Origin of the sequence: Paraburkholderia dioscoreae, from assembly GCF_902459535.1 — a bacterium.
Classification (GTDB): Bacteria; Pseudomonadota; Gammaproteobacteria; order Burkholderiales; family Burkholderiaceae; genus Paraburkholderia; species Paraburkholderia dioscoreae.
The window spans coordinates 1638435-1652870 of sequence record NZ_LR699553.1; the positions used below are offsets into that span (position 1 = coordinate 1638435).

The window sequence follows — 14436 nt, forward strand, 5'->3', positions numbered from 1 at the left end:
TCAGGACGGCGCAACCCCCGTTCTGCGAGCCTTGCGCGACTCCCATCTGAGCCGGACCCGGTCCATGTAGAGATACACTACCGGCGTCGTATAGAGCGTGAGCATCTGACTGACAATCAGGCCGCCGACAATCGCGATCCCGAGCGGCGCGCGCAGCTCCGCGCCTTCGCCGCGGCCGAACGCGAGCGGCAACGCGCCGAGCAGTGCGGCACAGGTGGTCATCATGATCGGCCGGAAACGCAGCAGACACGCCTGAAAAATCGCATCGCGCGAAGACAGCCCGTGCCGCGATGCTTCAATCGCGAAGTCCACCATCATGATCGCGTTCTTCTTCACGATGCCGATCAGCAGAATCACGCCGATTAGCGCGATGATGCTGAACTCGGTCTTGAAGAGCAGCAACGCCAGCAGCGCGCCCACGCCTGCTGAAGGCAGCGTGGACAGAATCGTCAGCGGATGGATGTAGCTCTCGTACAGCATGCCAAGCACGATATACACGGCGGCCAGCGCGGCCAGAATCAGGATCGGCTGATCGGACATGGACTGCTGGAACGCTTGCGCCGTGCCCTGGAAGCTGCCGTGGATGGTGCCAGGCATGCCGATCTGCGCCATCGTGTCGTAGATCGCCTGGGTCGCGGTGGAAAGCGACACGCCCGGGGGCAGGTTGAACGAAATCGTCGAGGCCACGAACTGGCTCTGGTGGTTCACGGAGAGCGGCGTACTGCCTGGCCCGAAGCTCGCGATCGCCGACAGCGGCACCATCGTTTCCTTCGCGGTCGACACCGCCGCGCCCGACGAAGCGCTCGACTTGCCGCTCGCCGCGATCGAATTGATCGCCTGGTTGCGCGCGGAGTCCGCTGCGATGCTCGCCGCGCTCGATGCGGTCGTGCCCGCCGTGCCGCCCGTCGTCGCGCTGGTCGCGCTGGTCGAGGTCGTGCTTGCCGTCGTCGTCACCGTGCCCGCCGGCGCGTTGGTGGTCTGGGCGCCGCTCGCGCTGCCGCCCGAGGTGCTGATATAGATCTGCTTGAGCATGTCCGGGCTCTGCCAGTACTTCGGCGCGACTTCCATCACGACGTGATACTGGTTCAGCGGGTTGTAGATCGTCGATACCTGGCGCTGGCCGAACGCGTCGTACAAGGTGTTGTCGATCTGCGCCGGCTTGATGCCGAGGCGCGCGGCGGTGGCGCGGTCGATCGTCACCATCGCTTCGAGGCCGCCTTGCTGCTGGTCGGAGTTCACGTCGGCGAGTTCGGGGCGTGCCTGCAGCGCCTCGGTGAGCTTTGGTCCCCACAGGTAAAGGTCGGGCGTGGAATCGGCCAGCAGCGTGAATTGATATTGCGCGTTCGATTGCCGTCCGCCGACGCGAATGTCCTGCACCGCCTGCAGGAAGGTCCGCGCGCCGGCCACGTCGCCGAGCGGCGCGCGCAGTTGCTGGATCACCTGATCGGCGGAAAGCTTGCGCTCGGACTTCGGTTTCAGCGTCACGAACATGAAGCCGGAGTTGGTCTGCCGCCCGCCCGTGAAGCCGGCCACGCTGTCCACCGCCGGGTTCTTGCCGACAATCTCCATCATCTGCGCGAACTTGCCTTTCATGGCCTGGAACGAGGTGCTCTGATCGGCCTGAATGCCGCCGATCAGCCGCCCGGTGTCCTGCTGCGGAAAGAAACCCTTCGGCACGATGATGTACAGCCAGACGTTCAGGCCGATCGTCAGCAGCAGGATCGTCACGATCAGGCGCGGATGCAGCAGCGCCCAGCCGAGCGTGCGCTCGTAGCCGCGCTGCATCGACGCGAAACCGCGTTCGAGCCAGCGGCCGAAACGGCCTTCTTCCTTCTGCTCGTGCGGCTCGCGCAGGAGGCGCGAGCACATCATCGGCGTGAGCGTGAGGGAGACGATCAGCGACACGCCGATCGCGAGCGAGAGCGTCAGCGCGAATTCGCGGAACAGGCGCCCGACAATGCCGCCCATCAGCAGGATCGGCAGGAACACGGCGACCAGCGAAATACTGATGGACAGCACGGTAAAGCCGACTTCGCGCGCGCCGAGGAACGCCGCCTTCATGCGCGGCACGCCATTCTCGATATGTCTCGAGATGTTCTCCAGCACCACGATCGCGTCGTCCACCACGAAGCCGGTCGCGATGGTCAAGGCCATCAGCGAAAGGTTGTCGATCGAGAAGCCGAGCAGATACATCGCGCCGAACGTGCCGATGATCGAGATCGGCACGGCCACGCTCGGAATCAGCGTGGCGCGCCAGTTGCGCAGGAACAGGAACACCACCATCACCACCAGCGCCACCGCGATCACGAGGGTACGCTCGGTATCTTTCAGCGACGCGCGGATCGTGGTGGAACGGTCGGCGGCCGGCGCGATCTCGACGTCCGCGGGTAGCGACGCATGCAGTTGCGGCAGCATTGCCGTCACCCGGTCGATGGTGTCGATGATGTTCGCGCCCGGCTGGCGATACAGGATCACCAGCACCGAACGCTTGCCGTTGAAGAGGCCGAGATTGCGCAAATCTTCTACCGAATCGACCACCTCCGCCACGTCGGAGAGTTTCACCGCCGAGCCGTTGCGATATGCGATGACCAGATCCTTGTATTGCGACGCCTTGCTGGCCTGGTCGTTGGTGTAGATCTGCACGCGGTTCGGGCCGAATTCGATCGAGCCTTTCGGGCTGTTCGCGTTGGCGGCGGCGAGCGCCGCGCGCACGTCTTCGAGACCGATGCCGTAGTGCGAGAGCGCATTCGGCTCCAGTTCGACGCGCACGGCCGGATTGGCCGAGCCGCTCACGTCCACTTCGCCGACGCCGTCCACCTGCGACAGCGACTGTTGCAGCACGGTGGCCGCGGAGTCGTACAACTGGCCGGCAGTGAGCGTTTTCGACGTGAGCGCCAGAATCAGGATCGGCGCGTCGGCCGGATTGACCTTGTGGTAGGTCGGGTTGCTGCGCAGGCTCGCCGGCAGATCGGCGCGCGCCGCGTTGATGGCGGCCTGCACGTCGCGCGCGGCGCCGTCGATGTCGCGGTTCAGGCCGAACTGCATGGTGATGCGCGTGGAGCCGACCGAGCTCATCGAGGTCATTTCGGTGACGTCGGCGATCGAGCCGAGATGCCGTTCGAGCGGACTGGCGACGCTGGTCGCCACGGTATCCGGACTCGCGCCCGGTAACGTGGCCTGCACCGAAATGGTCGGGAAATCGACCTGCGGCAGCGGCGCCACCGGCAGCTTCGTGAACGCGAAAACGCCGGCCAGCGCAATGCCGACCGCGAGCAGCGTGGTGGCGACCGGGCGGGAGATAAACGGACGCGACAGATTCATCGCTCAGTTCCCCGCGTCGGTGACGGGCGGCGTGGACTTGCCCCGATTGAAGCGCTCACGCACGCGGCGGCCGAGCGAGTCGAACGCGAGGTAGATCACCGGCGTGGTGAAGAGCGTCAGCAACTGGCTGACGATCAACCCACCCGCAATCGCGATACCGAGAGGACGGCGCAGCTCCGAGCCGGCACCCGTGCCGAGCATCAGCGGCAGCGCGCCGAGCAGGGCGGCGAGCGTGGTCATCAGAATCGGCCGGAAGCGCAACAGACACGCCTGATAGATCGCTTCGCGCGGCGGCTTGCCTTCCTCGCGCTCGGCGTAGAGCGCGAAGTCGATCATCATGATTGCGTTCTTCTTCACGATACCGATCAGCAGCACGATACCGATGATGCCGATGATGTCCAGATCGTGCCCGGTAATGAGCAGCGCGAGCAGGGCGCCGACACCGGCCGAGGGCAGCGTGGAGAGAATCGTTATCGGATGGATGAAGCTCTCGTACAGCACGCCCAGCACGATATACATCGTGACGATCGCCGCGAGGATCAGGAACAGTTCGTTCGACAGCGACGCCTGGAACGCCAGCGCCGCGCCCTGGTAGCGCGTCTGGAACGACGCGGGCAAGCCGATGTCCTTCTGCGCCTGGTCGATCGCCTTCACCGCCGCGCCGAGCGATGAGCCCGGCGCGAGGTTGAACGACACGGTGGTGGCCGGGAACTGGCTCAGATGCGTGACCAGCAGCGGCGCGGGCTTCTCGATGAAGCGCGCGATCGACGACAGCGGCACTTGCCCGCCCGTGGACGTGGAAGAGGGCAGATAGATCGACTTCAGCGATTCGGTGTAGTGCTGCATTTCCGGCTGCGCTTCCAGAATCACGCGGTACTGGTTCGACTGGGTGAAGATGGTCGAGATGATGCGCTGGCCGAACGCGTCGTACAGCGCGCTATCCACGGTGGCCGGCGTGATGCCGTAACGCGACGCAGTGGCGCGATCGATTTCGATGTAGACCGACTGGCCGTTGTCCTGCAGATCCGTCGCCACGTCCGCCAGCTCAGGCGACTGCCGCAAGCGCTCGACGAGCTTGGGCACCCACGTGGTGAATTCGCCGATGTTCGGATCGGTCAGCATGAACTGGTACTGCGTGGGGCTCACCGTCGAGTCGATCGTCAGATCCTGCACCGGTTGCATGTACAGCGACGCGCCTGGAATATGCGCCACGTCCCGCTGCAACTGGCGGATCACTTCGCTCGCGGTGTTGCTGCGGTCGTCGCGCGGCTTCAGGTTGATCAGCATGCGGCCGCTGTTCAGCGTGATATTGCTGCCGTCCACGCCGATGAACGAGGTCAGGCTTTCCACGTCCGGATTCTTCAGGATCTGTGCGGCGAGTTCCTGCTGGCGCTCGGCCATCGACGCATACGACACCGACTGCGGCGCCTGCGTGATCGCCTGGATCACGCCGGTGTCCTGCACCGGGAAGAAGCCCTTCGGAATGTATACGTACAGCAGGCCGGTCAGCACCAGCGTGAGGAGTGCGACGACCAGCGTGGAGCGTTGCCGGTTCAGCACCCACGTGAGCGCGACCGCGTAGCGCGCGATCACCCAGTCGATCGCGCGGTGCGCCTTGGCCTCGAAGCGGTGGCTCTCGTGCGGCGGCGTGTGGCGCAGCAGTTTGGCGCACATCATCGGCACCAGCGTGAGCGACACGACCGCCGAGATGACGATCGTCACGGCGAGCGTAATGGCGAATTCGTGGAACAGGCGGCCGACCACGTCGCCCATGAAGAGCAGCGGAATCAGCACGGCGATCAGCGAGACCGTCAGCGAAATGATCGTGAAGCCGATCTGTTTCGAACCCTTCAGCGCGGCTTCGAGCGGCGACTCGCCTTCTTCCACGTAACGCGCGATGTTCTCGATCATCACGATCGCGTCGTCCACCACGAAGCCGGTCGCGATGGTCAGCGCCATCAAGGACAGGTTGTCCAGCGAGAAACCGCACAGGTACATCACGGCGAGCGTGCCGATCAGCGACAGCGGCACCGAGAGACTCGGAATGATGGTCGCGTAGATGTTGGCGAGGAACAGGTACATCACCATCACCACCAGCACGACCGACATGGCCAGTTCGAACTGCACGTCGCGCACGGAAGCGCGGATCGTGGTGGTGCGGTCGGTGACGATCTCTACGTCGAGCGCGGCGGGCAGCGCCTGCTGCAATTGCGGCAGCAGCTTCTTGATGCTGTCCACCACCTGGATCACGTTCGCGCCCGGCTGACGCTGCACGTTCAGAATGATCGCGGGCGTGCCGTCCACCCATGCGCCGAGCTTGGTGTTCTCGGCGCCCTGCACGATCGTGGCCACGTCGGTCAGCATCACCGCGCGGCCGTTCTTGTACGCGACCACCGCGCTCTTGTACGCGTCGGCGTCGGTCAACTGGTCGTTCGCGTTGATCGTGTAGTTGCGCGTGGGGCCGTCGAAATTGCCCTTCGGCGTGTTGACGTTCAGGTTCGAGATGGTGGTGCGCAGGTCGTCGAGATTCAGACCGTACGCGGCAAGCGCGCGCGGATTCGCCTGAATGCGCACGGCCGGGCGCTGGCCGCCTGACAGGCTCACCAGGCCCACGCCCGCCACCTGCGAGATTTTCTGCGCGAGACGTGTGTCGGCCAGATCCTGCACTTGCGTGAGCGGCAGCGTCTTCGAGGTGATCGCGAGCGTGATGATCGGCGCGTCGGCCGGATTGACCTTGGCGTAGATCGGCGGCGCGGGCAGGTCCGAGGGCAGCAGGTTGCCGGCCGCGTTGATGGCGGCCTGCACTTCCTGCTCGGCGATGTCGAGCGGTAGATCGAGGCTGAATTGCAGCGTGATGATCGACGAGCCGGCCGAGCTTTGCGACGACATCTGATTGAGCGACGGCATCTGCCCGAACTGGCGTTCGAGCGGTGCGGTGACCGACGACGTCATCACGTCGGGGCTCGCGCCCGGATAGAAGGTCTGCACCTGGATCGTCGGATAGTCGACCTCGGGCAGCGCGGAGAGCGGCAGGAAGCGCAGCGCGACGAGACCGACCAGCATGATCGCCGCCATCAGCAGCGCGGTGCCGACGGGACGCAGAATAAAAGCGCGGGATGGATTCATGCGATAGGTGCCGTGCCTTTATTGCGAGGCTTGCGCCGCGTGTTTGCCGTGATGCCCGCGCGTGCCGGAGGCGCCCGACGCCGCGGCTGCGCCACGCGCACCGGAAGCACCACGGGGCTTGTCGGCCGGAATCGTGATTTTCGCGCCTTCCTTGAGGCGGTCCGAACCGTCGATCACCACGCGCTCGCCGACCGCCAGGCCGGATTTGATGCTGGTGCGCTCGCCGTCCACGGGGCCGACCTTGACCGGCCGTACCGTCACCGTGTTGTCCGGCTTCACGACGTACACGAACTGGCCCATCGAGCCGTTGAGCACGGCCGGCGTCGGCACGATCACCGCGTCCTTGATCGTATCGACCAGCAGGCGGGTGTTCACGAACTGATTCGGGAACAGCAGGTTCTTGCTGTTCTGAAAGACGGCGCGCAGCTTGACCGTGCCGGTGGTGGTATCGATCTGGTTGTCCAGCGTTTCGAGCATGCCGCCTTCGAGCGACGTAGTGTTGCTGCGGTCATACGCGGTGACCGAGAGTTTCTCGCCCGCCTGGGTCTGCTGGATGATCTGCTGCAGATTGTCTTCGGAAGTGGTGAAGATCACGCTGATCGGCTGCAACTGCGTGATCACGACGATGCCGTTGGTCAGGCTCGGCGTCACGTAATTGCCCGGATCGACCTGGCGCAGACCGACGCGTCCCGACACGGGTGCAGTGATGCGCGCATAGACGAGGTCGAGCTTGAAGGTGTCGATGTTGGCCTTGTCGGACTTCACCGTGCCTTCGTATTGCCGCACCAGCGAAGCCTGCGTATCGACCTGCTGGCTGGCGATGGAGTCTTGCGAAAGCAGCGTCTGATAACGCTTCAGGTCGAGCCGGGCGGTTTGCAGCAGCGCTTCGTCGCGTGCGAGTGTGCCCTGCGCGTTGTCGAGCGAGATCTGATAGGGGCGCGGGTCGATCTGGGCCAGCACGTCGCCCTTCTTGACCATCTGGCCTTCCTTGAAATACACCTCCTGCAGCGTGCCGCTCAACTGCGGCAGCACCGTGACGTTGGCAAGCGGCGTGACCGTGCCGAGCGCGGTCAGCACCACCGGCATTTCGCCCTGCGTCGCGGCCGCCACGTGAACGGGTTGCGCCATGTTGGCCATGCCGCCGGCGCCGCCTCGGCCAGCGCGGCCGGCCCGGCCGCTGCTCGCCCCGCCGGCGTCGGCCGCGCCGCTTGCCCCACCGCCGGGGCCGCCCCAAGGGTGCCAGCGCCACACCACGAACCCGAGAATGACCAGCGCCGCGATGATCAGTGCGATGTTGCGGCCGCGGTGCCGCTTCACCATGCCCGGTGCATGGTTCGGTGTGCCGGCTGGCCCGCCGCTGGAGGACGGTTGGGGAGCCGCAGGGGTGGGGCGAGAGGTTTCCGAATGCTTTTGTTGTTCGTCCATCGGTTCGGTCAGGTGACTGGCTTGGATGTGAGCCGCTCGCGCGTTCGCGCCGTTTCGACAGGCCGGCGGGCCGGCACGCGAGTGACACGGCAGGTGGTTTCGACAACGGGTGCACCGCGCTCGTTCAGCGCGATGCTACCGGAGGCGCGGGACAGGGATGTTAGCGCAATGCGGCATCCTGACAGGCGGCCGGAGCGTTATCGACAAGGAAAACAGCAAGCCGGGCGTGTGTCCCGCGACGGGAAGGCATGATCCTACGTCGCGGGCTCTGTAACAGTCCACCCGCGTATTTTTCTTTTGATTACGAAGGTTACAGAATGGCTGTAATGTTCGTGGCGGCGGGCCGGAGGGCCGGCGTGCCATTGACCGCTTCAGGTGTCCAGACGGCGCCCGGGCGTGCCGCCGATCTCCAGCACGATGCTGGCGACGCACTCGATCAGCGCGGGCGCGGCGCGCGTGATCAGCCAGTCGCGCGGGCACTGGTCGGCGGAGCCGCCGCAATTGACCGCATAGCGTTCGCCCGACGGGCCGACGAAGCCCAAGGCGATCGCATTCAGGCCGTCGTACCATTCGCCTGTCGCAATGGCGAAGCCGCGCTCCATGGTCTCCTGCAACGCACTGTCGAGCCGGTTGCCGACGTGGCCCCAGTCGTCGCCTTCGGCGGCCTGCAGGCCGATCAGCAATTTTTCCCGCTCCGGCGCTTCGAGCGCGGCCAGATACGCGCGGCCGATGGCGGTACGGCTCAGATTCATGCGCGAGCCGATCTCGAGACGCGACACCAGTACCGCCGAACGCGGCCGGATCGCGTCGATCACCACCATATCGAGGCGGTCGCGCACAGCTAGATGCACGGACAACGCGGTGCGTTCCGCGAGTTCGATCAGGAACGGCCGCGCGCGAGCGCGAATGTCGAAGTTGCGCAAAAAACCGTTGCTCAGTTCCAGCACCGACGAGGTCAGCACGAAACGCTCGCTGTCGGGCAGGCGGAACAGGAAACCCGCGCTGACCAAGGTGGCGGTGATCCGCGAAACGGTGGGCTTGGGAATGCCGGTCAGTTCCGTCAGCTCGCGGTTGCTGAGCGGCGAGTCCGCGGCGGCGACGGCGCGCAGTACGGTCAAACCGCGCGCGAGGGCCGTGACTTCCTCGCCGGAGCCGTCTTTTTCTCTGGCGGCATCCGGTGCGACTTGGGAGGGCTTGGATCGAGGCATGTGGATTTTTGGAACTTTATTTCAATTTTTTGTACGCAACCGCGCTGACAATCCTCTCTCAAAGGACGCGCGGGAGCCCCGGCCTGGGGCATGCATTGGATTTTCCATCAGAAGATTCATTGTATCGGAATATTTTGCCGCAACGAATGTTGCCTCTTTAGATTTTGCTTGACTTAGTCAGCATAACCATAAAAAATGGAATCTCATTTCGAAAGACGGTTTCAGGTTCTGTATTTTGAAGTCTTCGAACCTGCCGTGGTCCGCGCAATGTCTGGTCGAGTGTCTTCCCACAGTCCACCGTAACAGCCCCTGTCGCGCACCGTATGGGCGGCGAGTCGCACACCAAACTTTCGAATACCGTCTCTCAGGTTCTAGCACGGCCCTCGGAATGGCTAGAACTTTTTAAGGCGTCACGGCAACGTGACGCCTTTTTTTTATTCTTATCGGCGCACAACAAAGTCTGCGGCATTTCTAAAACGCCCCTTTGCGTGCAACAAAGGCTGCAGGTTTCGCGCGAGGTTGTAGAACAACTGACTGAGTGGGCCAACAACGCATCGCCTTTTCTCCTATTGGTGTCGGTGGATAACACATGTCGTCTTGCCGCAGACTATCAGGATCAGCTAACACATCTGAACGACATCCATAGCCGGGAAGGCATCGCGCAGCCGCCTTCCGGCGAATTGCTCACTGCGTGTGTGTGGACAGATTGAGTTCACTCGCTATTGTCACAACCACAGACATCGTAGTGATTTTCCGTCACGAGACTAAGCAATCAGCCTACGTGCCATGGCCCGAGCTGATTAAGGAGTGCGGGCACCTGATGAAGCCTACCGAGCATCCGCCGGCCCGTTACGAGGTAAAGGCGTTTCCCGAAGAAGCGCTTTTCAAGGCATGGTGTACTCGCTTCGAGAAGGTTTGAAAAGGAAAGCACACTCCTTAAACGTCCGGGACACACGGCATAGGGACATCGAGGCTAAACCGCGGGCAAAACGGGCGGCGAGGGGGCAGAAGTCAGATGCATCGCCGGCAAGACGCAAGATGCCGAGGCCGCCAAAACCAAACCACCGCAGAAGCACCGGAACTCCAAAACGGGAGCGGCCTGGCATAGGAATGTCCGCGTGGAGGCAATGCCGAAAGGCCTTGCCGAACAGCCTTCGTTGACGGGCTGCTGTCTTCGCTGTGCATAGTGGACATGCCCATTCTGCTCGCGGAGTCCGCGCTCTTGCTCATGTTGCCAGGAACCCGGTTGTGCGGATTCGATACTGGCTCGCTGTGGTACGTTATCCTATTGCGTCTACTCTCCACGACGAGCACGACCGGAATACGAGGTTGTGCATGTTTCGTCTGGATTCGAGGCATTCCACGCTGGGCCGTGTGCGCGCCGGCGAACTTTTGCCAATGGCGCGCGGCGCAGCGGGAAAAGTCCTGAGTGCTTTTCGCAACGGCGTGACTTCCGAATCTCATGAGTCGATGATTTTCATATCGTTCGGCGAACGGGATCCTTCCTGTGCCGCATTGGCGGCTCCGGTCTTCGGACCCGAAGGTCAGATTGCTGGCGCCTTGTCGCTATCGGGCCCCCTCAAGCGCTTTACTGCGACTGCCGTGAAAAAAATGAGTGTCCCGCTGCTCGCCGCGGCGCAAACCGCCACGCAATCACTGGGTGGCCAGTCGAGCCAGCGCGTCCGCGTGCGCCGTCTGCGGGGCGCAAGCGCAAGGAACCAGCATAAAGCGCTGATTCTGAGGGAAGTTCGATCCCACTGATCCAAAAACGCCGCACGTGTGCTCTCCGTTGGAACGGCTACAGCTATCCCAAAGCAACATGCCGGTGCTGCCGGAGCGATGCGTGCTGTCTTCGTGGCCAGACGCGGCACAGTCAAGGCGAAGACACAGGCGGTCAATCAGCTGGCAGCGTTGCTCGTAAGCGCGCCTCGGGAAATGAGAGATCGCCGTCTGAAAGCAAAGACTACGGCATGCGTTGAGGGCTGCGCCCATGTTCGGCCGTTTGGGCAAAACGCCGATGCTGCAAGTGCTTACGAGCACACTGCGGTTGTTTGCGAAGCGTTAGTTGGCATTGGCTCTGGAGCTTAAAGCGCCCGACGCCATGCTCGACCGCCTGACCGGCTTGTATGGCACTCGTGCCGGAGATGCTCGCTGCAAGACTGTGCCGTCCGATCCACATTGCCTTGTCGTTCGACGAGGAGGTTGGTTGCCTCGGACTGCGGCTCAGTGGCGCGGTGGCGCCACCTGCAACTCGTGTGCGCTTTCGTTGCTCGAGGGGTGCATCGTGCGCCCAAGTCCGAACAGCGCCGCACACGCGACCAGCGCCGGAATTGCACAGAACAGGAACACGTGCGAAGGCTGTGCGCTGACGGCAATAACGGCGCCGCCTGCCAGCGGTCCTAGCAGCGAGCCGAAGCGCCCGACGCCTTGTGACCAGCCAACGCCAGTACCGCGGATCGAGGTCGGATAGTAGCCGGTGATGAACGCGGTCACGGCGAGTTGCGCGCCGATGATGAAAAAGCCGGTCAGAAAGATTGAAATCATGATCAGCACTACGTTGTGCTCAGCGAAACTGATCGACGCGACCGACACCGCACCGAGCAGGTAGGCTAATGTGAGAACGCGCAATGGCCTGCGCTTCATCGCACGCGATACCGCCAGACTGCCCACGATACCGGCGAAATTGATCATTACCGTGCCGAGCACAGCATCCTTGATCGGCAAACCGGCCTGTCTCAACAGCGACGGAATCCAGTTGATCAGGCAGTAGGTCAGCACGAGGCTTGCGAACAGCGTGATCCACAGCAGCACCGTGCCCCTTCCCAGACCGTTGGCGAACAGTTCACGCACACTTCCGCGAGTCGCACGTGGTTCAATGAGGTAAAAATCGTCGCCCGCGCGGAACGTATTGACGCCGTCGATTTTCGACAGAATGTGTGCCATGGCTGCGCGCTTGCCGCTCACATAGGTCATATAGCGCACGGATTCAGGCAGGAGAATCAACAGCACGGGCACGCAGAGCAGCGGCAACACCGCGCCGAGATAGAAAATCGACGTCCAGCCTTGATATTCGATCATGCGGCCGGCGAACGAGCCGCCGATTACCGCGCCGAGCGGGAAACCCCACATGCTGATCGTGACGATCGTGGTGCGGGAGCGGGCCGGTGCATATTCCGATGCCAGCGCCAGGAAGTTGACCAGCGCACCGCCCAGACCGACGCCGGCCCCGAGGCGGCAAATCAGCAGTTCGTCGTAGCCTGTCGCGAACGCGCAGGCGCCAGTCAGCAAACCGAACAGCGCGACCGCACCAATCACGAGCATTCGTCGACCGATCCGGTCCGCTAGCATGCCGAAACCCACCGCGCCGATGACAGTGCCAAGCAGTCCGGCCGAAAAGATCGGGCCGAAGGCTGACGGTGCGAGATGCCACGCCTTCGAAATGGCAGGCGCGACGAAAGCAATCGCCTGAGTGTCGTAGCCGTCGAGCATGATGATGATGAACAGCAGCGCAAATACTCGCCACTGAAAGGCGCTCAGCGGTGCTCCATCGATCACGCTGACCACGTCGATACGCTTGCCTGTCTCCATGTTCATTCCTTTTTATCGCATGAATACCGCTGTTCGCGACGCGCTTGCGTGTTATCCGGCAAGCCTCGTCGTGTGGGCCCGGCCGGTCATGGCGGCGGCTATTTTCTCCGCGACCATGATGGTGGGAATATGCGTGTTGCCGCTTGGCACAGATGGCATAACCGATGCGTCGGCCACACGCAAGCCGTCTACGCCATATACCTTGCCTGTTGGCGATGTCACGGCCATTGGGTCGGCGGCATCGCCCATCCTGCACGTGCCGCATACGTGGCCGGTGCCGGTCACCGCTTTTTCGATCAGGCGGACGAGACCTTCCTCATCCGCTGTGAAGGCCGCAAGGGAACGCATGCTCGCGAACCGCTCCAGCGTGCGCATGCCGCCGCGTGGGTCGGTGTCGATCCACGTTGCGGCGACACGGGCGCGAATCGCATTCCAACGGGACACGTGGTTGTAGCGCATCAACCCCGCCACGTCTTCGAGTATGAACGGCGCGCCGCACATCGCGGAGACTTCTGGCGCGGCGAACATGTCGATCGCCATGCGCATGCCGTCGAGCAGGCGCGTCATGTCGCGCGAGTCGGACAGAAAATTGAAAGCGACTCTTGGCGCGCCATCGGGCTTCGCAGGATCGAGCGCGACTTCACCGCTTGAAAACGGGCGCATCAATACCGGCGCCAGCGACGCGAGTTGTCGTCCCAGTGCATGCCATGACAGATAGCTGCGCACATACAAACCCAGATCGCCGCGTGGACACTTCTCATGTGCGGACGACCAGCGCAAGTACGTCGATCCGGCGGGGCGCCAACCGGGTGCGTCGCGGCCGTCAGGTTGCAGCAGCGCCGTCGTGAATACGATCGGATGATTCTGGAGATTGCGTCCGACTCCTGCACGATCGGCGACCACGCGCAGGTTCATTTCGGCCAGATGTTTTGCTGGCCCGATCCCGGAGCGCAACAGCAGCGCCGGAGTTCGAAGCGCACCGGCGGTCACGATCGTTTCGTGCGCATACGCCGACATCTGGCTACCGTCCGCACGGAGCAGTTGCGCGCCCGTCACCTTGCGGCCCTCGACGATCAGCCGGGTTGCCTCCGTTTGCGCGAATATCGTGAGATTGGCGCGCTGGCGAGTATCGGCGTCGAGATAGCACAGACCGGCTGACGCGCGCGAGTTCGCGCGACGGCTGATCGGTAGCGAGCAGTGGCCGTCGCGAAAGTCGGCGTTCATGTCGTCGATCTGCGGCATGCCGAGTCTGCGCGACGCGTGCGATACCGCGCGCGCGAGCGGTTGCCATTGCGCTTCGGTCTCGCGGCGAATCGGAATCGGCCCCGTCTTGCCATGCATTGCGCCGGCGAAGTCCATGTCGTGCTCCAGGCCGACGAAATACGGCAGCACGTCGTCCCAGCCCCAGCCGCGCGCGCCTGCGTCGCGCCAGCCGTCATAGTCGCCGGGCATGCCGCGCAGTGCCCACATGCCCATGATCGCCGTGCTACCGCCCATGATCTTGCCTTGCTGCAATGGCACGGCCGGCGAGTTGTCCGCGCGGCGCCAGTGCACCCGGGTATCGCGCCACATATAGTCGTGATTGAACGCGGACAATGGGAAGATATTCGTGATGTCTGCCGGCTCCCGACCGGGCAGCAAATCCGCGCCGGCCTCGACCAGCGCAACCCTCGCCCGCGGATCGGCTGAGAGCCGGTGTGCGAGGACCGAGCCTGCGGCGCCCGCGCCGATAATCAGGTAGTCGAAAACGGTATCCATGGGTCGCATA

Annotated in this window: 7 protein-coding genes; 1 reads left to right on the forward strand and 6 read right to left on the reverse strand. The window is 63.4% G+C overall.

Going from position 1 to position 14436, the window contains the following annotated elements:
• The 4 genes from PDMSB3_RS07300 to PDMSB3_RS07315 form a co-directional block, all read right to left on the reverse strand.
• Window positions 1-3321, reverse strand: a complete 3321-nt coding sequence (locus PDMSB3_RS07300) for an efflux RND transporter permease subunit (RefSeq protein WP_007182369.1) — start codon at window positions 3319-3321, stop codon at window positions 1-3.
• 3 nt (window positions 3322-3324) lie between these two features.
• Window positions 3325-6447 (reverse strand): MdtB/MuxB family multidrug efflux RND transporter permease subunit, encoded by a 3123-nt coding sequence (locus tag PDMSB3_RS07305; RefSeq protein ID WP_007182368.1) that lies wholly within the window; start codon window positions 6445-6447, stop codon window positions 3325-3327.
• An 18-nt stretch (window positions 6448-6465) separates the two neighbouring features.
• A complete protein-coding gene (locus PDMSB3_RS07310) occupies window positions 6466-7872 on the reverse strand; it encodes an MdtA/MuxA family multidrug efflux RND transporter periplasmic adaptor subunit (RefSeq protein ID WP_007182367.1) in 1407 nt (468 codons plus the stop codon).
• A 371-nt stretch (window positions 7873-8243) separates the two neighbouring features.
• The gene (locus PDMSB3_RS07315) at window positions 8244-9080 is read right to left on the reverse strand and encodes an IclR family transcriptional regulator (protein ID WP_165185571.1); all 837 of its coding nucleotides are present in this window, start codon (window positions 9078-9080) and stop codon (window positions 8244-8246) included.
• Between the two features lie 1335 nt (window positions 9081-10415).
• Here PDMSB3_RS07315 and PDMSB3_RS07320 point away from each other — a divergent pair.
• Entirely contained in the window at window positions 10416-10841 is a 426-nt protein-coding gene (locus PDMSB3_RS07320) for an IclR family transcriptional regulator domain-containing protein (RefSeq protein ID WP_165185574.1), read from the forward strand.
• A 462-nt stretch (window positions 10842-11303) separates the two neighbouring features.
• Here PDMSB3_RS07320 and PDMSB3_RS07325 read toward each other — a convergent pair whose 3' ends face one another.
• Together PDMSB3_RS07325 and PDMSB3_RS07330 are read right to left on the reverse strand one after the other, a co-directional pair.
• Window positions 11304-12674 (reverse strand): MFS transporter, encoded by a 1371-nt coding sequence (locus tag PDMSB3_RS07325; RefSeq protein ID WP_084747837.1) that lies wholly within the window; start codon window positions 12672-12674, stop codon window positions 11304-11306.
• A gap of 45 nt (window positions 12675-12719) precedes the next feature.
• Entirely contained in the window at window positions 12720-14426 is a 1707-nt protein-coding gene (locus PDMSB3_RS07330) for a GMC family oxidoreductase (protein WP_007182363.1), read from the reverse strand.
• Between the last annotated feature and the right edge of the window lie 10 nt (window positions 14427-14436).

Excerpts from the sequence above, each read along its gene's own strand:
- PDMSB3_RS07305 (WP_007182368.1), bottom strand. The coding sequence starts at position 6,447 with ATGAATCCATCCCGCGCTTTTATTCTGCGTCCCGTCGGCACCGCGCTG.
- PDMSB3_RS07300 (WP_007182369.1), bottom strand. The coding sequence starts at position 3,321 with ATGAATCTGTCGCGTCCGTTTATCTCCCGCCCGGTCGCCACCACGCTG.
- PDMSB3_RS07320 (WP_165185574.1), top strand. The coding sequence starts at position 10,416 with ATGTTTCGTCTGGATTCGAGGCATTCCACGCTGGGCCGTGTGCGCGCC.
- PDMSB3_RS07315 (WP_165185571.1), bottom strand. The coding sequence starts at position 9,080 with ATGCCTCGATCCAAGCCCTCCCAAGTCGCACCGGATGCCGCCAGAGAA.
- PDMSB3_RS07330 (WP_007182363.1), bottom strand. The coding sequence starts at position 14,426 with ATGGATACCGTTTTCGACTACCTGATTATCGGCGCGGGCGCCGCAGGC.
- PDMSB3_RS07310 (WP_007182367.1), bottom strand. The coding sequence starts at position 7,872 with ATGGACGAACAACAAAAGCATTCGGAAACCTCTCGCCCCACCCCTGCG.
- PDMSB3_RS07325 (WP_084747837.1), bottom strand. The coding sequence starts at position 12,674 with ATGAACATGGAGACAGGCAAGCGTATCGACGTGGTCAGCGTGATCGAT.